Genomic DNA, 23,120 nt, shown 5'->3' with positions numbered 1-23,120 from the left:
ACGTGTCCTGCTATAGCCCCGAACTCTCGCGCAGGCGACCGACGATCTCGGCCATCAGCGCCAGATCCTGACGCGAATCCGAGAGTGTCGTCTTCGGCTTGGTGCCGTTGACGAGATGGTCGTGGAAGGCGCGCAGCTCCAGGGCGAAGGGGTCGGTGTAATCAGGGCCGAAGGTGCGCGTTTCGGTCTCGGTGTCGGTGCTGTCGATCACTTCGAGCGCAGTCGGCAGGTTGCGGATATAGGGCGTGTCGTAGCTGACGCGCAGCTGCCGGCGATCGGAAAGCACCTCTATTCGGGCATCGAAACGGGCGACGTTGTCGATCATGGCTTCGTAGATCGCGGTGAAGTGGCCGTAGTCGAACAGAGCGACAATGGATTCGCCGTTGCATTTGTGATGCGCAGCAATGACCCGCTTCGGCAGGCCGATCAGTTCGCGCATCGCCGAAAGGCTGTGCGACGAAAGCCCTGTCAGCACCTGATAGGCACGCATCAGATCGGCGGGCGCATCCTCGCCAACCACCTGCTTCAAAAGCGCCGTCGTCTGGGCGCGCGATTCCGCCAGGAACGCCTGGTCGAGATCCGTGGGGTAGAAGATATTGCGGGTCTGGCGGATGAAGAAGGGACCTTCGCAGATGATGTCGCGGACGCGGACGTAACGCACATCGCTCTCAGCCGGCATCATCGCCTTGGCGCGCAGGAAGCTTGGCGAATAGCGGCGCATATAGGCGACGAAGAGGAGCCGGTCCGTGGCGTCGGCCAGCGGCGCGACCGCGTCGATTTCGCCGAGCGTCAGGCAGGCGGGCTTTTCCAGGAAGACGTGTTTCTTCGCCTTCAGCGCCATAGCCAGATAGAAGCTGTGCGTCTGGTCCGGCGTCAGGATGAAGACGGCATCGATATCAGGCGCGGAGACGAGCGCTTCCGCGGTTTCATACGTCTTCGCCCCCGGATAACGGGCCGAACAATAGGCCGTCAGGCTCGGCGACACGTCATAGACGCCGGCGATTTCGAACAGATGGCGATGATCGGCCAGGATCGGCAGATGCATGAGCTGGCTGACTTCGCCAAGCCCGATCAAACCAACACGAACGACACGCATGTGAGTACCCTTTCCGCCTCGAATGGAGGCCATTTCAACCCTTGACCGCACCGGCCGTCAGGCCGGAGACGATATGTTTCTGGAATATCAGCGCGAGAATGATCAGCGGCACCGTGACGATGGTCGAGGCGGCCATGATCGCCCCATAGGGGAATTCGTAGCGGCTCGACCCGGAGATCAGCGCGATCGCCACCGGCACGGTGCGGTTCTCGTCGGTGAGGATGAAGGTCAGCGCGAACATGAACTCGTTCCACGAAGCGATGAAGGCAAGCAGCCCGGTCGAGATCAGCGCCGGCCCCATCATCGGCAGGAAGATGCAGCGCACGATCCGCAGCGGCGAGCAACCGTCCATGATCGCCGCCTCCTCGATCTGTTTCGGCAGGTCGCGCATGAAGGTCGTCAGCACCCAGATGTTGAAGGGCAGCGTGAAGATCATATAGGCGAAAATCAGAGAGCCGATCGTGTTGTAGAGCCCGAGCCAGCGGATCATCTCGAAGAGGCCGGAGAGCAACGCGATCTGCGGAAACATCGAAACGCCCAGCACGAGCAGCATGATCGGCGAGCGGCCACGGAAATCGATGCGGCCGAGCGCGTAGGCCGCACCGACCGCCAGCATCAGCGACAGCGCCACGACCGAGAAGGCGACGATCAGCGAATTGAGCAGCGAGCGCAGGAAGACGCCGTCCGAAAGGATCGCCGCGTAATTGTTGAACTTCAGGTCGGGCAAGAAGGTCACGTCGAAGATCGCTTGGCCCGACTTCATCGACGAGGCGATCATCCAGTAGAACGGGAACAGCGTATAGAGCGCGACGATCCCGAAGAGGGAGTAGATCGCTATTCTGCGCAGGCGTTTGCCGGTGTTGCTCCTGACCATGTCAAACTCCCATGAGGCGGCGATTGAGACGGAAGACAGTGACGTAGATGGCGGTCACCAGCGCGATCATCAGGAAGACGGCGGTGCTGGCGGCCGAGCCGACGCCCATGTCCTGGAAGTTGACGAGCACTTCGCGGGCGTAGATCGAGACCGTCTTGGTGTCGTCGCTGTTGGAGGAGAGCACATAGCTCAGGTCGAACATGCGCAGCGCGTCGAGCAGGCGGAAGAGCACAGCGACCGCGATGCTGGGGGCAAGCAGCGGCAGGGTCAGTGAGGTGAACTGCTTCCATGCCGGCACGCCATCGATCGACGCTGCCTCGTAGATGCCGCGCGGCAGCATCGACAGCCCCGCGAGAATGAGGAGCACCATGAAGGGCGTGGTGATCCAGACGTCGACGGCGATGATCACGGGCATCACCAGCGCCGAATTGGCAGTCCACGCAACCCCACTTTCAATCACGCCGGCAAGCTTCAAAACGTGGTTCACGATGCCGAACTGGTCGTGCAGCATCCATTGCCACATGCGCGCGCTGACGACGACCGGGATCGACCAGGGGATCAGGATAATCGCTCGCATCATGCCGCGCCCGGCAATATGGGAATTGAGGAGCAGCGCGATCGTCAGGCCAAGTACCGTCTCGATCGAAACGGAAATGACGGTGAAATAGAGCGTGTTGCGCACCGACTGCCACCAGAGCGGATCCTCGAACAGCGCATAGTAGTTGTCGAAGCCGACATAGCTATAGAAGTCCGGCTCGGTGAGCAGGGCGTCGGTGAAGGAAAAGAGGAAGGTGCGGCCGAGCGGCCAGAGCGCCACACCGGTCAGGACGAGCAGGCTTGGCGCGAGAAAGAGCCAGGCGGTGCGAACCCGCGCCTGCCGCAGTCCTGTTGATCGTGAACCCGCCATCATGGCCTCACGCTCCCTTGGCCGAGAGCGCCATGTCGTCGGCACCGAAAATATGCGCCTTCGACGTCAGCCAACCGACGGTGATGTGGGCATTCGGCTTCAGATCGGGCTTGCCCTGCGCCTTGACGACCAGCGACTGGCCGTTGCCGAGACGCGCGTGAACCAGCGCCTCGCCGCCCAGCGGCTCGACAAGCTGCACGGTCGCCGGCAGGCGGACATCGCCGCCGCCGAGGATCAAGTCTTCGGGCCGGATGCCGACGCTGACTTCGCCTTCATAGCCAAGGTGCCCAAGCCCATGGCGGGCGTCGAGCACGTCGAGGCGGCTTCCCCCGGCGTCATTGGCAAGCGTCCCGGCAAGAAAATTCATGCGCGGCGCGCCAATGAAGCTGGCAACGAACTTGTTGGCCGGCCGCTCGTAAAGTTCCATTGGCGTGCCGACCTGCGAGATGCGACCGTCCTTCAGGACGACGATGCGGTCCGCCAGCGTCATCGCTTCGAGCTGGTCGTGGGTGACGTAGACGGTGGTGGCTTTGAGCTCGCGATGGATGCGAGCGATCTCCACCCGCATCTCCATGCGCAGATCGGCATCGAGATTGGACAGCGGCTCATCGAACAGGAACAGCTTTTGCGAGCGGACGAGCGCGCGGCCGATGGCGACGCGCTGCTGCTGGCCGCCCGAAAGTTGCGCCGGACGACGCGCGAGCAGATGTTCGATCTTGAGGAACCGGGCAACCTTCGCTACCCGCTCCTTGATTTCGCCGCCGGCAAGCCGCGCCGTTTCCAACGCGAAGCCGAGATTGCGCTCGACGCTCATATGCGGATAGAGCGCGTAGGACTGGAACACCATGGCGATGCCGCGACGTGCCGGCGCCGTCTCGTTCATGCGCGCGCCGCCGATCTGCAACTCGCCGTCGGTAATTTCCTCGAGCCCAGCGATCATGCGCAAAAGCGTCGACTTCCCGCATCCGGAGGGACCGACGAAGACGACGAACTCGCCTTCTGCGACCGAAAGGTTGACCTTGTCGATCACGGTCAGCGCACCAAAACGCTTGACGACATTGGTAAGGGCAATTCCACTCATTGGCGCACCGTCTGGTTGGCAGTCCTGTTTGCAAGCGCAGCCACGCCGATGGCGCAGGCCGCATCACCGAGGAGGCTTGGAACGATCGGCATGTCGCGCGCGCCATCGGCCCAGATGAATGGCCGCGTCAGCGTGGCGAGCCGCGCATTGACCGACGGGTCGCCGCCGATGCCGCCGCCGAGAATGAGCACGGCCGGATCGAGCGTGTTGACGAGCTGGCCAAGATAGGAGGCGAGCGACAGGAGGCCGTCGGCCACCATCTGTGCGGCCCGCGGGTCCTGAGCTTCGGCTTCGAAGAGCTGCAGCGCGCTTGCGTCCGGTCGGCCAATCATACGGCCATAACGCTCGCCCAAGGCCTTGCCGCTCGCAAAAAGCTCGAGGTTGTGGCGAACCGCCTGGTCCTGCCCTTCGCCCGAGAAGGCGACGAGATCGCTGCCCGAGAAATGGATGGCGAAGCCACGGGCTCCTGCATAGGGCGCGCCGCCGATCACCAGCGAATGGGAAAGCCCGGTGGAGATGGTCACGTAGACGAACGGATCGATACCGCGGCCTGCGCCAATCCAGCCTTCGGCGAAGGCGGCGGCGCGCACGTCGCTGTCGATATGCAGCCGCCCGAAACCGCTGAGACGACCGTGATAGTCGAGGCCGCGCCAGTCGAAGTTCCAGGCGGAGGCCGGCTCGCCGGCGCCGGTCACCAGTTCCGGCAAGCAGACGCCGAGACCGGTCGTCTCGACATCACGCGCTTCGCCTTCGTGGCGAATGGTCTCGGCGAGCGCGGCCACCAGTTCCAGCACGGCGGCACCGCCCTCCTGGCAGCGGGTCGGCTCGGTGCGCTCGGCGATCACGGCGCCGTCGGCGAGACGAACAAGGCAGGCCTTGGTCTTCGTTCCCCCGACATCGATGCCGATGGCATGCTGGCCCATCACCGCGCTCCCCACTCACCGGCAGCGTCGGCATCGGCGTAGAGTTCGGCGCTCCGGCATTCGACGGCGATGGTGGCCGGCCAGCTTGGATCGTAGGCACGCGCACTGGTCAGGCGATAGAAGGCGTGGCGCTTTCCCTGACCCCAGACGATCATCGCGACGGCATTCGACTGTTCGGCGATCGAGCCGATGCCGATCGTCACGCCATGGGAGGGCACGTCGTCGATGCCTGAAAAATCCGGGAAGGTCGCGAGATTGTCGCGCCGCGTCTGTTCGGCAAGGGCAACGATGCGGGTGCCGCTGTCGCGGGCAGAGCCCGGCGGGTTGAAGGCGATATGACCATCACCGGCGCCGGAGGCGAGCAGGAAAAGATCGATACCGCCGGCGGCAGCGATGCGCTGATCGTAGCCGCCAGGTGCCGCGATATCCGGCATCCAGAAGTTTTCGGATGGAATGCGGAAGTGGTCCGGCAGGGACGCATTGATGCGGCCGACGATCTCGCGTTCGCCGAAGCCACGGCAGGAGTAATGCGCCTCCGACGGCGGCGGAGCGAAACTGCCACCCTCTGCGGGGCGGAGATACTCGTCCATCATGACGATGATCAGCCGCGAGCAATCGACGGGCTCGCCGGCAAGACGGCGTCCGAGCGCCTCATAGATCGGCAGCGGACTGCGCCCACCCGGGCAGCCGAGAACGTAGCTTCGTCCCGCAACACTCGCTTGCCGGATACCGGCAATGATCCGCTCCGCAAGGCGATCGCCGATGGCAGCGGGCGTATCGTGGATTTCGACCTTCATGCGCCGGCCCCGTTCACAAGAAGCTTCGAGACGAAGTCATGGTTGCGCCGGGCGATCGTTTCCGGCGTATCGGGATGGTTCAGTGCCAGATCCTGCTCGACCACCAGCGGGCCGTCGTATCCGGTCTCGCGCAACACCGACAGGAAGGCGACGATATCGACGACGCCGCGATCGAGATCGGTCATTATGCCCTCTTCGAAGGCGCGGTCCGAGTGGATGCCTTCGGAAAGCACGCGCTCGCGGAAGGTACCGTCGACATTCTTCAGATGCACCGAATTGATGCGGTCGCGGTGGCGTCGATAGAAGGCGATCGGGTCGGCCTTCCAATAGGCGTGATGGCCGGTATCGAGGCAGAGCCCGACGAGATCGGGATCAGTATCGGCAAGCAGCCGCTCGATCTGCTCCTCTAGCTCGACACAGGTGCCGACATGCGGGTGGAAGCTGAACTGCAGCCCGTGGCTGCGGGCGATCTCAGCCGCCCGGTTCGTCTGGTCGATCATCGCGCGCCAGCCGGCCCCGTCGACGACCCCCATGCGATCCTTCCGATAGAACTCCGATTCGTCCATCAGGATGAAATGCGTGCCGCCGTTTTCGGCGAGCAACTTGCAGATCGCCTGCGCCTTTTCCTCAAGCACCGGCCAGGTGGATGCATCGGCAAGCGTATGCACATGCGCGGCCGCGATGACCTTGAGGTCGCGGCGCGCCAGCTCGGACGAAAGCACCTTGGCATCCGTGGAGAAGTAGCCGTAAGGGCCGAGTTCGGTGTGCCGGTAGCCGGCCGCATGGATGCGGCCGAGATAATCGGTCCAGCCGAGATCATTCCCCTGGGGCCAGTAGATGCCCCAGCAGCACGGTGCGATCGCAATATTCACGTTAGTTTCCTCAGATCCTGTGGTGGCGGGGTCCGTCACGCCGGACCCCGTATCGTCGAGGCGGGCTTACCAGCCCCGCGCCTTCAGCCGCTCCAGATCGCTGCTGACCTTGACGAGTGCATCCGCAGCACTTTCCTTGCCGCTCAGCACATTGTGCACGCCATTGAAGATCCGCTGCGAAACGCGGTTGTAGGAAGCGCCGGTCACCTGTGACGGCCGCGAGGCGCTTTCGGCATAGGCCTTTTCGGCAAACGCGAGCGACGGATTGGCGGCGAGGATGTCCTTGTCCTCGTAAAGCGCCTTCAAGGTCGGGCTATAGGCCTGAAGCGCGCGGCGCTTCTGTTCTTTCGCGCCAGTCAGGTAACGCACCAGGCTGACAGCCGCATCGACATCGTCGGCATATTTGGAAACGCCAAGCAGGCCGGCACCGTAGCAGCCACTCGACTTCTGGCCTTCCGCTCCGACAGGCAGCGCCATGACGCCGATCTTGCCGCGCAGCGAGGAGTCCTCAGCCTGGGTCGTGCCCCAGACATAGCTCCAGTTACGGTGGAAGACGGAATTGCCGGCTTCAAAGACGCCGCGCGAGCCTTCCTCGTCATAGTTCAGCACGCCCTCAGGGCTGATGTTGCCGATCCAGGAACGGGCGAGATCAAGCGCCTTCACGGCCTCGGGATTGTTCGCGGTGATGGTGCCGTCCGGCGAGATGAAATTGCCGCCGCCGAAGGAAGCGACCCATTCAAGCGCGTCGCAGGTCAGCCCCTCATAGGCGCGGCCCTGCCAGACATAGCCCCACATATCGGGGCTACCGCCGGCGCGTTCCTTGTCCTGGATGAACTTCGCCGTCTCGGTCAACTCCTGCCAGGTCTTCGGTTCGCCCTTGCCGTACTTTTCAAGAAGATCCTTGCGGTAGAACATCAGGCCGGCATCGACGAACCAGGGCATTGCCAGAAGCTTGCCGCCAATGGTGGCGTCGGCGAGCGAGGATTCGAAATGGGCGGAGACTTCGTCGGCCGGAACCTTTTCGCGCAGGTCGACCAGATGCGGCGCCAGCGTTCCGACCCAGATGTTGTCGAGCGTGAGAACGTCGACGTCGCCGGACTTGCCGGCGAGCAGCTGCTGGTAGAGCGGCAGCGCCTCGCCCCAGTTGGCTGGCATCTTGTTGATCTTGACGGTGTTGCCGGTTTCCTTGGCCCAGGCCTCGGAGGCCGACTGGCAAAGCTCGAGCTCGGCGCCGGCCGAGCTGCAGAAAATCGAGACTTCGGCCGCAGCCGCCGGCATGGCGGCAAAAGCGACACCGGCCATGGCGGCCGCCTTGAAGCACTTCATCCAACGCATTCTCGTCTCCTCCCCAGAAAACGTGTTGTTGCGATCAGCGATGATTGATTTACTATACCGTCCGGACGGTACAGTAAAGCGAAAAAACATGGAGGCGAGCAGGAGGGTGGGGAAACAGCCCGCATCCGGCCGTTTTCGAGAGGATGCACCCACCCTGCCTGCGAGGCGAGTTGAGGAGGAATGTGATGGAGAGCACCACCGTGTCGACAAGCCATGGAAATGCGGTTGCCGAAACGAACGCGGCGCAAAGGCGCCCCGGCGACATGGGGGAGCTAAAGAGGATGTTTGCGTCCAGGGCGCTCAGACTTCCGCGGCAGCTCGAACAGATCGCCCTGGTCGCGCTGGCAAAGCCGGACCTCGTCGCCTTTGGCAGCGCCCGCTCGATCGCGCTTGCCTGCGCCGTCTCGCCGACGACGGTCGCCCGTTTTGCGACCGTCCTTGGTTTCGATGACTTCCGCGACCTGAAGGCGTTCTTTCAACAACACCTGCGAAATGCGCCGATGGTCTCCGCCTCAGCATAGAACACTCACGCGGCCTGTTGCGGCAGCGGCCCGACATAGAGCGAACGCGGCCGGATAAGGCGGCCTTCCAACGCCTGCTCGCGGGCATGGGCGATCCAGCCGACGGTGCGACCGATCGCGAACACGCCGGTGAAGGCGTCGCGCGGGAAGCTCAGCGCATCGAGCAGCAGCGCCGTGTAGAACTCGACGTTGACGTCGAGCGGGCGGTCGGGCTTGCGCACCTTCAGGACGGCGAGCGCCGATTGTTCGACCTCTTCTGCCAGTTGAATGCGATCGCGGTTGGCCGGATGCGCAGCGATCAGTCGTTTCAGCGCGCCCTTCAGCGCATCGGCGCGGGGGTCGCGGACACGATAGACACGGTGGCCAAAGCCCATCAGCCGTTCGCCGTGGTCAAGCGCGTCGGAAAGCCAGGCCTCCGCATTCTCAGGCGTTCCGATCGCGTCCAGCATGTCGAGCACCGGACCAGGCGCACCGCCATGGAGCGGCCCCTTGAGCGCCCCGATGGCGGCAAGCACCGAAGAGGTGAGACCGGCCTTGGTGGAGGCGACCACGCGCGAGGCGAAGGTCGAGGCGTTGAGGCCGTGGTCCGAGATCGTCACCAGATAGGCGTCGAGCGCCGCCACTTCTTGTCTGCTCGGCACCTTGGCACAGAGCATCGCCAGGATATCGGCGGCGTGCGACAGCGCCGGCGTCGGCGCGACCGGAGCTTCACCGCTCTTCATGCGCAGCGCCGCCGGCAGGAAGACGGCCGGCGCGGCGAGCAGACGTAGGGCCGTATCGAGGTCCTCCCCATCCGGGAGCCGGGCGATGAGCGCGCGCATGATGTCGACCGGCGGCAGTTCCAGCAACGCATCGTCGATGGCGCCAACATGGGCGAACACTTCCGCTCGCTTCTCACCCAGACGCTTCGCGAGTTCAACCCGGTCCGGCATCGGCCCCAGCAGCCCCTCGAACAACAGCGCCACGACATCCTCATAGCTTGCGTGGCCGGCCAGGTGATCGAGCGAGACGCCGCGGATGATCAACTGACCCGCCTCGCCGTCAACATGGGAGAGCTGCGTTTCGGCGGCGACGACGTCTTCAAGTCCGTTCTTCATCATCAAGTTTCTCCTTTACGCCGAGGATGATCCGACCTAGACCTATTGACGTCAATCTTGATGCAATTGATCAACATGAATACACTCTGGATCACCGCCGAAGAGGCGCTCGCCAAGCTCGGCAGCAAACGGCAGACGCTCTATGCCAATGTCAGCCGCGGCCGCATTCGCGCCAAGCCCGACCCCGCCGACCCGCGCCGCAGCCTCTACCAGGCCGACGACGTGCACCGGCTGGCCGAGCGCCACGCCGGCAGGCGGCAGGCGGCGGTCGTGGCGGCCGAGACGATCCGCTGGGGCGAGCCGGTACTGCCAACGACGATCTCCAGCATCGCCGGAGGGCAACTCTCCTACCGCGGCAGCAACGCGATCGAACTTGCCACCACAGCAACCCTGGAGGAGGTCGCCGCCCTGCTCTGGCTGACACCGGCGGCGGTTGTTGTTCCAGCGCACGATCCCGGCAGCAGCCAATCGCGGCTAGCAACGACCTTTACGCTTCTCGCCGGGCGCATCGAAGCCGACCTGCCGGCGCTCGGACGCAGGCCCGCCATCCTGAAGGCCGAGGCCGCCGAGGTGCTGGCGACCGTTGCCGCCGGGCTTGCGCCGTCGCGGGAAACCGTGCCGCTGCACGAGCGCCTGGCGCAGGGCTGGGAGCGGCCGGAGGTGGCGGAGCCGATCCGTCGATGCCTGGTGCTGACGGCGGAACACGAGCTCAACGTTTCCGCCTTTGCAGCACGGGTCACCGCGTCGTCCGGCGCCGCACTTTCCGCCGCCACACTTTCGGGTCTCGCCACCCTCACCGGCCCCAGGCACGGCGGCGCCTGGCTGAGCGTCACGCGGCTTGCCGAACAGGCGGCCGTGGGCGGGGTGCGCGAGGCGATCCGTACCATGCTGTCTTCGGACGGCGTGGTCCGGGCTTTCGGCCACAGGCTCTATCCGGACGGCGACCCGCGCGCGAAGGCCATCATGTCGAGCTTCGACGTGCCGCCGCTCTATGCCGCGCTGGCCGAGGCCGGCGAGGAACTGCTCGGAGAACCGGCCAATCTCGACTTCTCTCTGGCGGCGCTCGCTGCCGCCTATGATTTACCCGATGACGCGCCGATGGTGATATTCGCCCTTGCACGCACCGTCGGCTGGCTCGCGCACGCGATGGAACAGGTCGTCAGCGGCGATCTGATCCGGCCGCGCGCCCACTATGCCGGATCGTAGCTCCTCCTCCGCGCCCTCAGCCCTAGGCTCGATTGACTAGAAAAGGCGCGGGCGGGCGGCCGCAAAAGGGCCACAATACGCGCCTGGGGAAAGAATATCCGTCAATCGGGAGCGAATTGGCCTTTATTAAATAATGTTAATGAAGCGGATTTCCGGAGATGTCTGCCGAAATATTACGCGTTATTAACATGACGGCGGCGCATGGAAGTAATACCTTCATTTTCGAGACTGAATATTGCCGGCGACCGCTTCGGCCGTGACGCGACAATAGGAGACAGCCTCGAACGGAAGCGCGCGGCGCTTCCTTCAATTCAGGAGATGCAGTCATGCGCTCGCCTTTCAAGACCACCACCATCGCAACCGTCGCCCTCGTTCTCTTAAGCGGTGCCGCCTTTGCTGCCGATCACCACGATTTCGGCCGCGACAACGACAAGGGTGCCTATACCGGCGATTACTACCAGGGCATTTTCGCCCAGGACGACATGGCAACCCCGGCCATGCCGGTCTACCGGACACCGACCCACATGGCATCGACGCGGCTCGATCACGTCGTGCATGAACTCCGGGTCGACAACCACCGCATCAAAGCCGACCGCGAACAGGGCAAGCTGACGGCAGCAAACTACCGGAAGCTTGAACGCGAAGACGGTGCTGTGCGCGCCGACGCCGTCAAGACCGCCGCCGCCCATCACGGCATGCTGCCGGCCCAGTCCTACGCCCGGCTCCAGGGTGACGTTCGCCATCTCGACCGCGACATCGCCCGAATGGCTTGACCGACACGTTGAGGCTCACCCGTCTTCGGGTGAGCCGTAACCGATGGGGCCGGGCCCGCTCAAGGGCCTGGTCCTTCGGCAACCAGACCGCCCCTTAATCCAATGCCGGCCGACGGTGCCCGCAGACCCGACCTGCCTCGGGCTGCGTCCGGCCAAGTTCGTCCGGCAAACAGGCAGCGAAAGGAACAGGATCATGTCAAACATTCTCACGAGGTATCGAGCTGCCGCCCTCCTTGGCGCAGCCGTCATCATTGCGCCCTTGTCCGTAGCAGCCTTCACAGGCCATGACGTGGCCGCTGCGGCGGCCAGTCCGGCCGTTGCAGTCCCGGCCACATCCGGCGGATCCTTCGCGCCGGTCGTGTCGGCAGACAAGCCGGCGGTCGTCACCGTGACGACCGTGATCAAGGCCGACAACGCCGGTGCGAGCGAACCGTCGCAACCGGGCGGAAATTCGCCCTTCGACGAACAATTCCGCCAATTCTTCCACGATCAGGGCATCCCCTTGCCGGACCAGGCGCCTGAGCAGCGTCAGCCTCAACGGGCCGAAGCGCTCGGCTCCGGTTTCATCGTGACCGCGGACGGCTACGTCGTCACCAACAACCACGTCATCGACAAGGCATCGAGCATCATGGTGACGCTCGACGACGGCACGCAAGTGCCGGCCAAGCTTGTCGGCGCTGACCCGAAGAACGACCTCGCAGTCCTGAAGATCACGGCGCCGAAGCCGCTCGCAACAGTTGCCTGGGGCGATTCCGACACCTTGCGGGTTGGCGACCAGGTGCTGGCGATCGGCAACCCGTTCGGCATCGGCACGACGGTCACGTCGGGGATCGTCTCGGCGCGCGGCCGCGACCTGCACAGCGGTCCCTATGACGATTTCATCCAGATTGACGCCCCGATCAACCACGGCAATTCCGGCGGACCGCTGGTCGATGCAAAGGGCCAGGTGGTCGGCATCAACACGGCGATCTATTCGCCGAACGGCGGTAGCGTCGGCGTCGGCTTCGCCATCCCCTCGGACCAGGCGCAAAAGGTCGTCACTGAGTTGATGAAGGATGGTTCGATCCAGCACGGCTTCATCGGCGTGCAGATACAGCCGGTCACGGCTGATATCGCCGACGCCATCGGCCTTGCCCAGCCTGAGGGCGCGCTCGTTGCCGGCGTCAATGGCGGAACGCCCGCCGCCAAGGCCGGCATCAAGGCCGGCGACATCATCATCGCGCTTGGCGGCAACCCGGTGAAGTCGCCGCGTGACCTGTCGCGCATGGTCGCCGACCTCTCGCCCGGCACCTCGAAGAACCTGAGCCTATGGCGGACCGGCAAGACGAAGGATGTTGCGATCACGATCGGCGACAATGCCGCAGACCAGCAGTAACCGTCGCAAGTACGTCACCGCACACGTTGCCTCCAACCAGCCCGGCCGCACCGCGGCCGGGCATCGCCATGGCATCAGTCAGGCGGCAAGCGCTCCGGTCCGGTTCTGCTCGCGCCAGGCGACGGGGCTCAAGTCGGTGACGCGGCGAAACTCGCGATTAAAATTCGATTTCGTCTGAAAGCCGGATTCCAGCATGGCCGCGGTCACCGACATGTCGGTTTCGCGCAACAGCCGGCAGGCCTCAGCAATCCGGATATCGTTGATGTATTGCGAGACGTTCTTGCCCGCCAGCCGATTGACGGCGGTCGATATCTGCCGGGCGGGCAGGCCCGCGCGCCGCGCCAGACGTGACAAGGTGAGGTTTTCGTCGCGGGCCAGTTTCTGACTGACGAGCAGTTGATCGATCCTGTCGAGGATTTCGCGGTCCTGCGGCTTTGCAACAGGATCCTCGTCGGTGACCGCGCCGGCGGCCGGAAGCGCACGCGCACGGTCCGCGACCATGGCTGTCAGCCCGATGAAGAGCAGGCCCAGCAAGTTCGCGTTACTGACGATGAGGCCGATATTCGCGCCCCTCGTCCATTCGAAATCCAGAAGGATCGCAAGATCGAAGAGCGCCGAAAGGCAGAGCGAGAACGCGGCAATGAGCAAGGCGCGGTGCGCCGCGGCCGCACCTTCGAAGCGCGCTTCCTCCAGCGCATCCGTACCGACGCGCGCCAGGTTCAGGAGCGCCAGCGCGTATCCGACATATTCGACGATCAAGGCGAAATCGATGTAGCGCGGCGCGAACAGCACGAGCGCGAACATACCGATCGTCGGCGCCGCATGGACCCACCCCGCCGCAGCAGCACTGCGCTCGTCTCTGCGGATCAGGCTGTGGAAACTCGCAAGCACCAGCGGCGGCACACCGCTCGCAAGCACCGGCAGCGCAAACTTCAACGCAGTGACGTCATAGCCCCAGCGCAGCCCGACGATCACCGACTGGAGCGCACAGAGCGCCACCAGAGCGAGGAACGGCCGGTTGCGTCGCCCTGGCTCGTCGCCATGCAGCATGAACGCAAGCAGGATAAGAAGCAGCAAGGCGACGACGAACGGGAGCGGCAGAAAGATCAAGGCATGTCCTTCAGACAAAGGCGGGCAGACAAAGGCGGGCAGACAAACGGCAGGCAGGCGAGCGGCAAGCAGGCATTTCGATGGGCGGATCATTGCCCAGATCGCGATTCGGGACGACCTCAATCGCGATCGAGGACGCGGACAAGCGGGGCGTCGGTGACGATCGGCCGTCTTTTCCAACACAGCGAGATGCCCAATGCCCCTCCTCCAGTTCATTCCCGCCGCTGCCTTCCTTCTGAGCCTGGCCGCCTCGGCGCAAGCCGATGACGTCGGCGTCCGCGAGATCGACGTTGCCGCACCGAAGCGGGAACGCCAACTCGCCGTCACCGTCTGGTATCCCGCCAAAGCCGGCGGTGAGCCGGTGCTTGTCGGCGACAATCGCATCTTCGAGGGATCGCCCGCAGCGAAGAACGCCCCCTTGCGCGAGGGCCGGTATCCGCTGGTGGTTCTGTCCCATGGTTCGGGCGGCCGCGTCGAGGCGATGAGCTGGCTTGCGTCCGAGCTCGCGGCGGCCGGCTTCATCGTCGCCGGCCCCAACCATCCCGGCACCACCAGCGGCGACTCGACGCCTGCCAACACGCCGAAGCTTTGGGAAAGGACGGCCGACCTCTCGGCATTGATCGACACGTTCACCCGGGATCCGCAATGGAGCGCTGCAATCGACCCCGGGCGGATCGCCGTCCTCGGATTCTCTCTCGGCGGCTCGACCGCCATGGAGATTTCAGGGGCAAGAGCGAGCCTCGAGGCCTATGCCGGCTACTGCGACAGCTACGGCAAGTGGGATTGTGCCTGGTTCGTCGGCGGCAGGGGCTATGTCGACGACACGCCGGTCGACGTCGACAAGCTCGATCTTCGCACCGTCGACAAGGCGCGTTTCGAGCAGTCGAACCGGGATCCTCGGATCAAAGCCGCCGTACTCGTCGACCCCGGCCTCGCCCAGGCCTATGTGGAAGACAGCCTCAAGGCGATCGCGATCCCGATGCATTTCATCAATCTCGGCAGCAAGGAGACGATCCCGATTGCGGTCGCTTCCGAGGCGCTGGCGGCGCTGACGCCAAAGGGCTCCTATGCCACGGTCGCCGGAGCGGACCACTTCAGCTTCCTGCCGATATGCAAGGACGGCGCTGCCGAGCTGCTTAAATCCTTCGGCGAGGTCGATCCGATCTGCGAACCGACCGAACGCCCTCGCGTGGAGATCCATGCGGATATCGTCAAGCTTGCCCGCGGGGCCCTGCAGAAAACACTGGCGCATCGATAGCATTGTCAATTTTGCCGCAGGGTGTTGACACAAGCCGCCCTGCGCTCGGTCTGTTCGATTTCGGTCTTAAGAGATGGCATCGTCCGAGGAGACGAGAAGCTGCCATCGCTCTGGTCCGCTGCTAGCGCTGAAACGTGAGGTGGACAGTCCCACTCTCGGCCGTTTCTGCCTTGACGGTGTAGCCGGCCTCCAACCCGCGCAGATCGTCCCAAAGACGGATACCCCGCCCGAGCAGGATGGGTGCGATCGCCACATGCAAGCTATCGACAAGGCCTGCCTTGAGATAGGCGCGCACGACCGTGGGTCCGCCGCCAATACGGACATCCTTACCGTCAGCGGCGCTCGTCGCCTGCTGGAGTGCATCGGCAAGGGACGTGTTCAGAAAATGAAATGTGGTGCCTCCGGCCATCTCGATCGGAGGCCGCGGCTTGTGCGTGAGCACGAAGACCGGGACGCGAAACGGAGGTTCTTCCCCCCACCAGCCGCGCCAGTCGGGATCGTTTGGGTGAGCGTGAAATCCAAACATGGCGGCGCCCATAATCTCAGCACCGATGTTTGAGAAGTATGACTGCGCATATTGCTCATCGACGCCCGTGGTGCCCGCTCCGGACGTGTCCTTGAACACGCGCTCCCGCATCGTTCGGGTCGCAGCATAGGCCGCAACCAGACGCGGCCAATCAGCGCCAAACGGATTTTCCGGGGTCTGATCTGTGGTTGTCGCGAAACCGTCCAGGGAAATGTTGAGATCGACACGAACTGCCATTGGCCTCTCCTAATAGTAAGGTAGATACCTTATTAATTTCAACCGAATACAAAGGCAAGTACCTTATTATCATTGACGCGTGTGCGCGGTCCGCTTTAGTGTGGCGCATGCCCTATCATTCGACCCCGCTTGACCTTGCCTTCCACGCACTCAGCGACCCGACGCGCCGCGCCGTTGTTTCACGGCTTGCGGACGGGGAGATGCCCGTGAGTGTCCTTGCCGAGCCCTTCGACATGGCACTGCCCTCCTTCGCCCAGCACCTCAAGGTGCTTGAAGATTGCGGACTTATCGCAAGCGAGAAACGTGGCCGCAGCCGCTGGTGTCGACTGGAGCGGGGGCGCTTCGAAGAGGCGGCAACCTGGATGGAAGCGGAGCGACGACGTTGGGCCGAACGGCTCGACCGATTGGAAGCCTATCTGGACAAGACGTAGGGAACGGCAATGGAACCGATTTTTGAGACCTGGTCGCCCGACCGCGAAATCGTTTTGGTCAAGGTGCTGAAGCACCCGCGACAAAAGGTTTTCGCCGCCTGGATGGACCCGCAAGCGCTGGCACAATGGTATGGCCCGGCTGGCTTCAGCATCGAGAACCATGAGGCTGACATCCGTGAGGGCGGGGTATGGCGCTTCGACATGGTGGGCGAGTTTGATGGTCGGCAGCAGCGCTTCCCCAGTCTGATGCGCTTCCTGAAGATCGTGCCCAACGAATTGATCGTGGTGGACTATGGCACTGCTGAGCCCGACGACCCCGATCGCTTCTATATGACGATTACTTTCGATGAACAGGCCGACGGCAAGACCGTGCTGACCCTGCGCCAGCTTCACCCAAGTCGCGAGCGCCGCCAAGCGGTCATCGACTTCGGCGCGGTGGAGTACGGGCTGCAGACGCTTGACAGTCTGGCCGCCTGGCTCGATGGCTGACGCGGCCCGCCTGAACGTTGGTCGCCGCCTTCATGATTGACCGCTTTCAGGATTGTTCGGAGCCACGTCTGAGCTTGCGACTGGCACCGTCGGCGAAGGCGTCGCCGCTCGTTCCGATCAAGTGACGGATCTGCGCGGCACCTATGGCCGAAGGAAGTCGAGAAGCTCCGAATTGAAGGCCTTTGCCGACTCGATATTGACGATATGCCGACCAGGCAGCGACAGGTGCCGGCCTCGCTGCACCCGGGCGGCGATATATTCGAGGTCCGCCGGCGGGCATACCGGATCGCCGTTGCCGGAGATGGCGAGCACGGGGTTGGCAATCGCTACGATCTCCTCCTTCAGGTCCGCGCCGGCGAGCGCGGTGCAGCCACCGATGTAGCCGTCCGTCGAAGTGGCGGTGAAGGCGCCCAGAATGCGATCGACGGCTTCTGCATGGCTGGCTGCAAAATGCGGGCTGAACCAGCGTTCTGCCGTGGCCGCGGCGAGCCCTGCGAGACCGTCCGCCCGGACGCTGTCGATGCGGGTGGCCCAGCTCTCGGGCGTCCCGATCCGCGCCGCCGTGGCACAGAGCACGATCTTGTCGAGACGTTTGCCGGCATGGATACCTAGCCATTCTCCGGTCAGGCCCCCGATCGACAGGCCGCAGAAATGTGTCCGCTCGATCCCCAGGCCATCCATGAGCGCGAGCACATCCTGGCCGAGGTCGGACAGCGCATAGGGCGGCGGCGGCGCCGAGGACTGGCCATGACCGCGGCGATCGTAGCGCAGCACGCGGAAGTGGGGCGACAGATCAGCGATCTGCGCGTCCCACATGGAGAGGTCGGTGCCGAGCGAATTGCAGAAGAGCAGCCAGGGCGCGTTGCCGTTCTGGTCGCCGTCGATGCGGTAGTGAAGGCGATGGCTGGACAAGTCGAGATAGGCCATGAAACAGGAACTCCAATCGGGAAAGCCGCCAGCAATGGCGGCTTTGTCGTTCTTGGCGCAACATCGCGCCTCGGGTGGTACGCGCGCTGCAATAGGTAGATATCGACAGCGCGCGCTCAAGGGGCGGCAACCGATCCTTTCGCGGCCCGGCCGCCTCGCCTCGATCTATGCCGCCGCCAGTCGCGCGATCTCCACGCGGCGGGCGTTGCTGACCGCGAAGACCAGCATGGCGACAGCCGAGATCGCCGCCGGTACGGCGAAGATCGCGAAGTTCTGCTGCAGCGGAAGCTCCTGTGCCAGGAGCACGCCGCCGAGCGTCGGGCCGACGATCGCGCCGATGCGACCGACACCGGAGGCCCAGCCCAAACCGGTGGAGCGAACCGACAGGTTGTAGAGCTGCGCCACGCTGGCATAGAGCAGGATCTGCGTGCCGATCGTGGTGGCGCCGGCAACAAAGACCATCAGAAACAGGACACCCGTCGGCGGATTGAAGCCGATCAGCGCGATCGAGAAGGCGGCGGCAACGAAGAAACCGACCACCACCTTGGGCAAGCCGAAGCGGTCACCGAGCCAACCGCCGGCAATGGCGCCGACCATGCCGCCGAAATTCAGCGAGAACAGGCTGAGCAGGCTCGCCTTCTCGGCATAGCCAGCTTCCTGCAGCACCTTCGGCAGCCAGGACGACAAGAGATAGACGAGCAGTAGGCAGCAGAAGAATGCGACCCAGAGCATCACGGTGCGCAGGGTCCGCTGATGGCGGAAGAGTTCCAGCACCGATGCCGAGGCCCCCTTCCTCTCGGAGAAGACCAGCCTGTCGGTGGTACCGAGACGCGCGTTCGGATCGATCTTGGCATAGATGCGTTTGGCCTCTTCCTGCTTGCCCTGGCGGATAAGGAAGCCGAGCGATTCCGGCAGCTTCCAGAGGATCACTGGCAAGAGGAGCAGCGGCACGGCGGCGATGAAGAACATCGGCTTCCAGCCATAGGACGGGATGAGGCCGATACCGAGGCCGGCAGCGACCATGCCGCCGACGGAATAGCCGGAGAACATCAGCGCCACCAGCGTGCCGCGCAGACGCTTCGGCGCATATTCGTTCATCAGCGCCACCGCATTCGGCATCAAGCCGCCGCAGCCGAGACCGGCGAAGAACCGGAAGATCTTGAATTGCTCCGGCGAATTGGCAAAGCCGGTCAAAAGGGTTGAGAGCGTAAACAGCAGGAAGCTGATGGCGATTCCCTTCTTGCGGCCGATCCGGTCGGCGAGCGGGCCGAAGATCAGCGCCCCGAACATCATGCCGAACAGCGCCCAGGCCTGCAGCGCGCCGGCCTGCGGCTTGCTCAGGCCCCATTCGGCAATCAGCGTCGGCAGCACCGTGCCGGCGACGAAGACGTCGTAACCGTCGACGATCAACAGCAGCGCCGAGAGCACTACCACCATCCACTGGAAGCTCCCAAGCGGGCTCCCGTCAATTGCTTCATTCACATCGATCGTGCGCATCATCTCCTCCCCAGGTGTTAGCGCGTTGAAAAAGGTCCGTCAGCCGAGATCGCCGCCGGCGACCGGCAGAACACTGCCGGTGATGTAGGAGGCCTCGTCGGAGGCCAGGAACAGGATCGGCGCCGCTTGCTCTTCGATGCTGCCGTAGCGTTTCATGAAGCTCGACTGCTTCACCTGGGCGACGACGTCGCCCATCCAGGCCTTCTCGGCCTCATTGTCGCCTTCGGCATTGCGCGGGATGCGGCGCGGCGGCGCCTCGGTTCCGCCCGGTGCTGTCGCGACCACGCGGATGTTGCGGTCGGCAAGCTCCATCGCCAGCGACTGGGTGATGGCATTGACGCCGCCCTTGGCCGCCGAATAGGGCACGCGGTGAATGCCGCGCGTGGCATTGGACGACACGTTGACGATGGTGCCGCCACCGCGGGCAAAGAGATGCGGCAGCACCGCATGGCAACAGTAGAGGGTCGGCATCAGCGAGCGGCGGATCTCTGCATCGATCTGCACCGGTTCGAATTCGGCAAAGGGACGCATGCGGATGGCGCCGCCGACATTGTTGATCAGGATGTCGATGCCGCCGAATTTTTCCGCGGCAAAGTGCATTGCTGCGGCTGCCCCCTCGTGCGTTTCAAGATCGGCTACGAAGGCAGCCGCCCATTCACTGCCGGCCTCCGCCGCCACCTCGGACACGAAATCGGCACGGTCGACAAAGAGAACCTTGCCGCCTTCAGCCACGGCACGCAGCGCCACGGCGCGGCCGATCCCTTGCGCGGCACCGGTGACGACGATTGCCTTGCCGGCAAACCGTCCTTCGAAACGAGCGGAGGTCATGCTGCCTCCTTCGCCACCGCATTGGGCGTGAACTTCTCATAGTGGAAACTGTTGGGCCTTACGCCGGTGTCGTCGAGATGCTTGCGCACTGCGTCCACCATAGGCGGCGGGCCGCAGAGATAAACGTCGACATCGCCGCCGTTCAGCACGTCCTCGGGCATGTGCTGGGTCACCCAGCCCTTGCGCGGATGGCTGGAGGCGACATCCGCCACCACCGTGTCAAAGGTGAAGTTGGCAAGCCGCTTGGTATAGGCTTCGATCTCGTCGACAAGCACCAGATCGAGGTCGCGGGTGACGCCGTAGATCAGATGCACTTTCTGCTCCGGGTTGGTGCGGGCCAGAACCTCAAGCATCGACAGGAACGGCGCAAGACCGGTGCCACCGGCGAGGAAGAGCAGGGGGCGCTGAACCTCGCGCAGATAGAAACTGCCGAGCGGCCCGGTCAATTCCAGTTTCGTGCCGACTTCGGCGTGTTCCAGCCACGTGCTCATCAGCCCGCCCGGGATCTTCTTGATCAGGAAGCCGACGCGCGTCTCGCCCGATGCCGAGGAGAAGGAATAGGAACGGCTCTGGCCGCTGCCGGGCACGTCGATGTTGACGTACTGCCCCGGCAGAAAGGCCGGCGCTGCAGCGCCCTCGATATCCAGTTCGAGCACGATCGCCGCATCGTTGTGCGGGACGACGCTTGCCACACTCGCCGTAAACTTCTGCTGTCCGGTCTTACAGGCCGCTGCTGTCGTCGGCACCGCGATGACGCAGTCGCTCGACGGCTTCATCTGGCAGGTCAGCACCAGTCCGCTTGCCGCCTCGTCCGCTGTCAGCGCATCGTCGATGAAGTCGTCGCCGAGGTCGTAGGCGCCGCTTTCGGCGCGGCACTTGCAGGTGCCGCAAACCCCGTCCGAACAGTCCATCGGCAGGTTGATCTTGTTGCGGAAGGCGGCGTCGAGCACCTTCTCATCGTCCCTGCATTCGACGAAGCGGGTGACGCCGTCCTCGAAATTCAAAGCGATCCTGTAGCTGGCCATGGTTGTTCCTCCCATTCCTGTCAGGCGACGGCCGTCAGATGTGGTAGACGTCGATGACCTGGCGGATGTAGTCGTTCTTCAACACGATCTTCTTCCGTGAGATCAGCAGTTCACTGCCGCTCTTGCGGAGCGTGACGAACATGGTCCCGAAGAAGTGGTCGGTGACCTTGTAGCGGTGGTTGAGCGTGTGGAAGTTGTAGCGGAAGTCCGCCTCCTCGCCGCGATCGGCCACAAGCTCGACATTGGTGACGTTGTGGCTTGTGCGCGGCTCCGGCGTGGACGCTCCAGAGCGTTCGGTCTTGATGCGAAAGACGCGATCTTCCAGGCCATCGCGGCTCGGGTAATAGATCAGCGAGATCTGCGACTGCGGATCTTCGGTCAACTGATCGTCGTCGTCCCAGGCCGGCATCCAGTAGCTGACGTCCGGCGCATAGCAGGTCAGCCATTCGTCCCATTGCCGGTCGTCGAGCAGGCGCGCTTCGCGATAGAGGAAGGCGCAGGCGGTGTCATAGGAGATCGTCATGCGACCGCTCCCTGCTTTTCGGAGGCAAGTGCTGTGCGCATCACCTTCGCCCAATATTCGTGCTGGCGGACAAAGAGGCCTTCGTCTTCGCTGCGCTCGCCCGAGAGCAGCGGTGCGATGCCCATGCGCCTGGCGTTCTCATCCGGACCGTCGATCCAGAGCGGCGCACCGCGAGAGAGATCGTTCCAGAGCGCGGTGATGCCGGCGTAACCCTGCTGGCAGGCGCGGAACTCCTCGAGATCGTCGGCCGTGCCCATGCCGGAGACATTGAAGAAATCTTCGTATTGGCGGATGCGCAGCGTGCGATCGGCCGCATTTTCACCCTTCGGCGCGAAGCAGAAGATGCTGATCTCGGTCTTGTCGACGCTGATCGGACGGGTGACGCGGATCTGCGTGCTGAACTGGTCCATCAGGAAGACGTTCGGATAGAGGCAGAGATTGCGGGTCTGGTTGACGATGAAATCCGCCTGCACCTCGCCGACGCGCGCCTTGATCTCCTCGCGGTGGCTGTAGATCGGCCGGACCTCCGGGTTCATGGTGTTGGTCCAGAGCAGGATGTGGCCGTTGTCGAAACCGTAGACGCCGGCTATCGAGCGGCTCCAGCTCGAGGCATCGACCGCCTTTGTGCCCTCCTCGTTGCGCCGGCCCATAGTGGCGGCATAGTTCCAGTGAACGGAGCTGACGTGATAGCCGTCGCAGCCGTTCTCCATCTGCAGCTTCCAGTTTCCGTCGTAGATATAGGAGGAATTGCCGCGCAGTACCTCGAGACCGTCAGGCGCCTGGTCGACGATCTGGTCGATGATGACTTTCGTTTCGCCGAGATAGTCCTCGAGCGAGGTGACATCAGGATTGAGGCTGCCGAACAGGAAGCCGCGATAGCTCTCGAAACGGGCAACGCGCTTCAGGTCGTGCGAACCGTCTTTGGCAAACTGCGGCGGATACTGCGTCGTCTTCTCGTCCTTCACCTTCAGGAGCTTGCCGGTGTTGGAGAAGGTCCAGCCGTGGAAGGGACAGGTGAAGCTGCCCTTGTTGCCGTGCTTGCGCCGGCAGAGCATGGCGCCGCGATGGGCACAGGCATTGATGACGGCGTGCAGTTCGCCCGTCTTGTCACGGGTGACGACAACCGGCTGCCGGCCGATATAGGTGGTGTAATAGTCGTTGTTCTCGGGGATCTGGCTCTCGTGGGCGAGATAGACCCAGTTGCTCTCGAAGATGTGCTTCATCTCCAGCTCGAAGAGGTCTTCGTTGGTGAAGATGTCGCGGCGGCAGCGGAACGTGCCGGCCTCATGATCGTCCTCGACCGCGGTGGCGAGCAGGTCGTCGAGGGCTTGGGCTTTGTCGATAACGGCGGACATGGTTCTTCTCCCGCAAACGGCTGATCCGTGCTCGGCTCTAGCGATTGCAACAATGTC

The 23,120-nt window shown here is 63.7% G+C and carries 23 protein-coding genes and 1 pseudogene; 7 read left to right on the top strand and 17 right to left on the bottom strand.

Going from position 1 to position 23,120, the window contains the following annotated elements:
- Nucleotides 1–10: 10 nt before the first annotated feature.
- From ASD63_RS12050 to ASD63_RS12015, 8 genes are all read right to left on the bottom strand, one after another.
- Nucleotides 11–1,096, bottom strand: a complete 1,086-nt coding sequence (locus ASD63_RS12050; protein ID WP_060521871.1) for a Gfo/Idh/MocA family oxidoreductase — start codon at nt 1,094–1,096, stop codon at nt 11–13.
- 34 nt (nt 1,097–1,130) lie between these two features.
- A complete protein-coding gene (locus ASD63_RS12045) occupies nt 1,131–1,970 on the bottom strand; it encodes a carbohydrate ABC transporter permease (RefSeq protein ID WP_060529341.1) in 840 nt (279 codons plus the stop codon).
- Between the two features lies 1 nt (nt 1,971).
- Nucleotides 1,972–2,877: a sugar ABC transporter permease gene (locus ASD63_RS12040; RefSeq protein WP_090296665.1), complete on the bottom strand. Its 906-nt coding sequence runs from the start codon at nt 2,875–2,877 to the stop codon at nt 1,972–1,974.
- 7 nt (nt 2,878–2,884) lie between these two features.
- The gene (gene ugpC, locus ASD63_RS12035) at nt 2,885–3,958 is read right to left on the bottom strand and encodes a sn-glycerol-3-phosphate ABC transporter ATP-binding protein UgpC (RefSeq protein ID WP_060529340.1); all 1,074 of its coding nucleotides are present in this window, start codon (nt 3,956–3,958) and stop codon (nt 2,885–2,887) included.
- Nucleotides 3,955–4,881 carry an ROK family protein gene (locus ASD63_RS12030; RefSeq protein ID WP_060529339.1) on the bottom strand — a complete coding sequence of 309 codons (927 nt, stop codon included), beginning with the start codon at nt 4,879–4,881 and terminating at the stop codon, nt 3,955–3,957. The genes ugpC and ASD63_RS12030 overlap by 4 nt, the downstream gene beginning before the upstream one ends.
- The gene (locus ASD63_RS12025; RefSeq protein ID WP_060521866.1) at nt 4,881–5,678 is read right to left on the bottom strand and encodes a hypothetical protein; all 798 of its coding nucleotides are present in this window, start codon (nt 5,676–5,678) and stop codon (nt 4,881–4,883) included. The genes ASD63_RS12030 and ASD63_RS12025 overlap by 1 nt, the downstream gene beginning before the upstream one ends.
- The gene (locus tag ASD63_RS12020) at nt 5,675–6,550 is read right to left on the bottom strand and encodes a sugar phosphate isomerase/epimerase (RefSeq protein ID WP_060529338.1); all 876 of its coding nucleotides are present in this window, start codon (nt 6,548–6,550) and stop codon (nt 5,675–5,677) included. Before ASD63_RS12020 ends, ASD63_RS12025 begins: the two co-directional genes overlap by 4 nt.
- 66 nt (nt 6,551–6,616) lie before the next feature.
- Nucleotides 6,617–7,885, bottom strand: a complete 1,269-nt coding sequence (locus ASD63_RS12015) for an ABC transporter substrate-binding protein (RefSeq protein WP_089042893.1) — start codon at nt 7,883–7,885, stop codon at nt 6,617–6,619.
- 185 nt (nt 7,886–8,070) lie between these two features.
- On the opposite strand from ASD63_RS12015, the gene ASD63_RS12010 reads away from it, so the two are divergent.
- On the top strand, nt 8,071–8,406 hold the full coding sequence (locus ASD63_RS12010) for a MurR/RpiR family transcriptional regulator (protein WP_234824439.1): 336 nt from the start codon (nt 8,071–8,073) through the stop codon (nt 8,404–8,406).
- Between the two features lie 5 nt (nt 8,407–8,411).
- On the opposite strand, the gene ASD63_RS12005 is transcribed toward ASD63_RS12010, so the two are convergent.
- Nucleotides 8,412–9,503 (bottom strand): citrate synthase/methylcitrate synthase, encoded by a 1,092-nt coding sequence (locus ASD63_RS12005; protein WP_060529383.1) that lies wholly within the window; start codon nt 9,501–9,503, stop codon nt 8,412–8,414.
- A gap of 75 nt (nt 9,504–9,578) precedes the next feature.
- Between ASD63_RS12005 and ASD63_RS12000 the strand changes: the two genes are divergently transcribed.
- The 3 genes and pseudogenes from ASD63_RS12000 to ASD63_RS11990 all read left to right on the top strand — a co-directional run.
- Nucleotides 9,579–10,709: a citrate synthase gene (locus tag ASD63_RS12000; RefSeq protein WP_060522062.1), complete on the top strand. Its 1,131-nt coding sequence runs from the start codon at nt 9,579–9,581 to the stop codon at nt 10,707–10,709.
- 326 nt (nt 10,710–11,035) lie between these two features.
- Nucleotides 11,036–11,482 carry a hypothetical protein gene (locus ASD63_RS11995; protein ID WP_034801705.1) on the top strand — a complete coding sequence of 149 codons (447 nt, stop codon included), beginning with the start codon at nt 11,036–11,038 and terminating at the stop codon, nt 11,480–11,482.
- 193 nt (nt 11,483–11,675) lie between these two features.
- A pseudogene (locus ASD63_RS11990) lies at nt 11,676–12,839 on the top strand (Do family serine endopeptidase); the annotation flags it as partial.
- Between the two features lie 96 nt (nt 12,840–12,935).
- Here the strand turns inward: ASD63_RS11990 and ASD63_RS11985 are convergent.
- A complete protein-coding gene (locus ASD63_RS11985; protein ID WP_034801707.1) occupies nt 12,936–13,967 on the bottom strand; it encodes an AraC family transcriptional regulator in 1,032 nt (343 codons plus the stop codon).
- A 196-nt stretch (nt 13,968–14,163) separates the two neighbouring features.
- Here ASD63_RS11985 and ASD63_RS11980 point away from each other — a divergent pair, with 196 nt between their 5' ends.
- On the top strand, nt 14,164–15,225 hold the full coding sequence (locus ASD63_RS11980; RefSeq protein WP_060529337.1) for an alpha/beta fold hydrolase: 1,062 nt from the start codon (nt 14,164–14,166) through the stop codon (nt 15,223–15,225).
- Between the two features lie 121 nt (nt 15,226–15,346).
- Here ASD63_RS11980 and ASD63_RS11975 read toward each other — a convergent pair whose 3' ends face one another.
- On the bottom strand, nt 15,347–15,988 hold the full coding sequence (locus tag ASD63_RS11975; protein ID WP_060529336.1) for a dihydrofolate reductase family protein: 642 nt from the start codon (nt 15,986–15,988) through the stop codon (nt 15,347–15,349).
- A 107-nt stretch (nt 15,989–16,095) separates the two neighbouring features.
- On the opposite strand from ASD63_RS11975, the gene ASD63_RS11970 reads away from it, so the two are divergent.
- Together ASD63_RS11970 and ASD63_RS11965 are read left to right on the top strand one after the other, a co-directional pair.
- Entirely contained in the window at nt 16,096–16,419 is a 324-nt protein-coding gene (locus tag ASD63_RS11970; RefSeq protein ID WP_060521861.1) for a metalloregulator ArsR/SmtB family transcription factor, read from the top strand.
- Nucleotides 16,420–16,428: 9 nt separating this feature from the next.
- Nucleotides 16,429–16,908 carry an SRPBCC family protein gene (locus tag ASD63_RS11965; RefSeq protein ID WP_034801716.1) on the top strand — a complete coding sequence of 160 codons (480 nt, stop codon included), beginning with the start codon at nt 16,429–16,431 and terminating at the stop codon, nt 16,906–16,908.
- A gap of 141 nt (nt 16,909–17,049) precedes the next feature.
- On the opposite strand, the gene pcaD is transcribed toward ASD63_RS11965, so the two are convergent.
- The 6 genes from pcaD to ASD63_RS11935 all read right to left on the bottom strand — a co-directional run bounded on the left by pcaD (nt 17,050) and on the right by ASD63_RS11935 (nt 23,063).
- Entirely contained in the window at nt 17,050–17,835 is a 786-nt protein-coding gene (gene pcaD, locus ASD63_RS11960) for a 3-oxoadipate enol-lactonase (RefSeq protein WP_060529335.1), read from the bottom strand.
- A gap of 165 nt (nt 17,836–18,000) precedes the next feature.
- Nucleotides 18,001–19,335, bottom strand: a complete 1,335-nt coding sequence (locus ASD63_RS11955) for an MFS transporter (protein WP_082566574.1) — start codon at nt 19,333–19,335, stop codon at nt 18,001–18,003.
- Between the two features lie 36 nt (nt 19,336–19,371).
- Nucleotides 19,372–20,160, bottom strand: coding sequence for a benzoate diol dehydrogenase BenD (gene benD, locus ASD63_RS11950; protein ID WP_034801719.1), 789 nt, complete (start codon nt 20,158–20,160; stop codon nt 19,372–19,374).
- Nucleotides 20,157–21,185 (bottom strand): benzoate 1,2-dioxygenase electron transfer component BenC, encoded by a 1,029-nt coding sequence (gene benC, locus ASD63_RS11945; protein ID WP_034801720.1) that lies wholly within the window; start codon nt 21,183–21,185, stop codon nt 20,157–20,159. Before benC ends, benD begins: the two co-directional genes overlap by 4 nt.
- A gap of 34 nt (nt 21,186–21,219) precedes the next feature.
- Nucleotides 21,220–21,708, bottom strand: a complete 489-nt coding sequence (gene benB / locus ASD63_RS11940) for a benzoate 1,2-dioxygenase small subunit (protein ID WP_034801721.1) — start codon at nt 21,706–21,708, stop codon at nt 21,220–21,222.
- Complete coding sequence (locus ASD63_RS11935; RefSeq protein WP_060529334.1) at nt 21,705–23,063, bottom strand: Rieske 2Fe-2S domain-containing protein; 1,359 nt, start codon at nt 23,061–23,063, stop codon at nt 21,705–21,707. The genes benB and ASD63_RS11935 overlap by 4 nt, the downstream gene beginning before the upstream one ends.
- Between the last annotated feature and the right edge of the window lie 57 nt (nt 23,064–23,120).

It is taken from the genome of Ensifer sp. Root558 (genome assembly GCF_001427045.1).
Lineage (GTDB): Bacteria > Pseudomonadota > Alphaproteobacteria > Rhizobiales > Rhizobiaceae > Ensifer > Ensifer adhaerens.
Note: the sequence above shows the minus strand (reverse complement) of the source record. Positions and strands in the feature narration are given on the sequence as shown.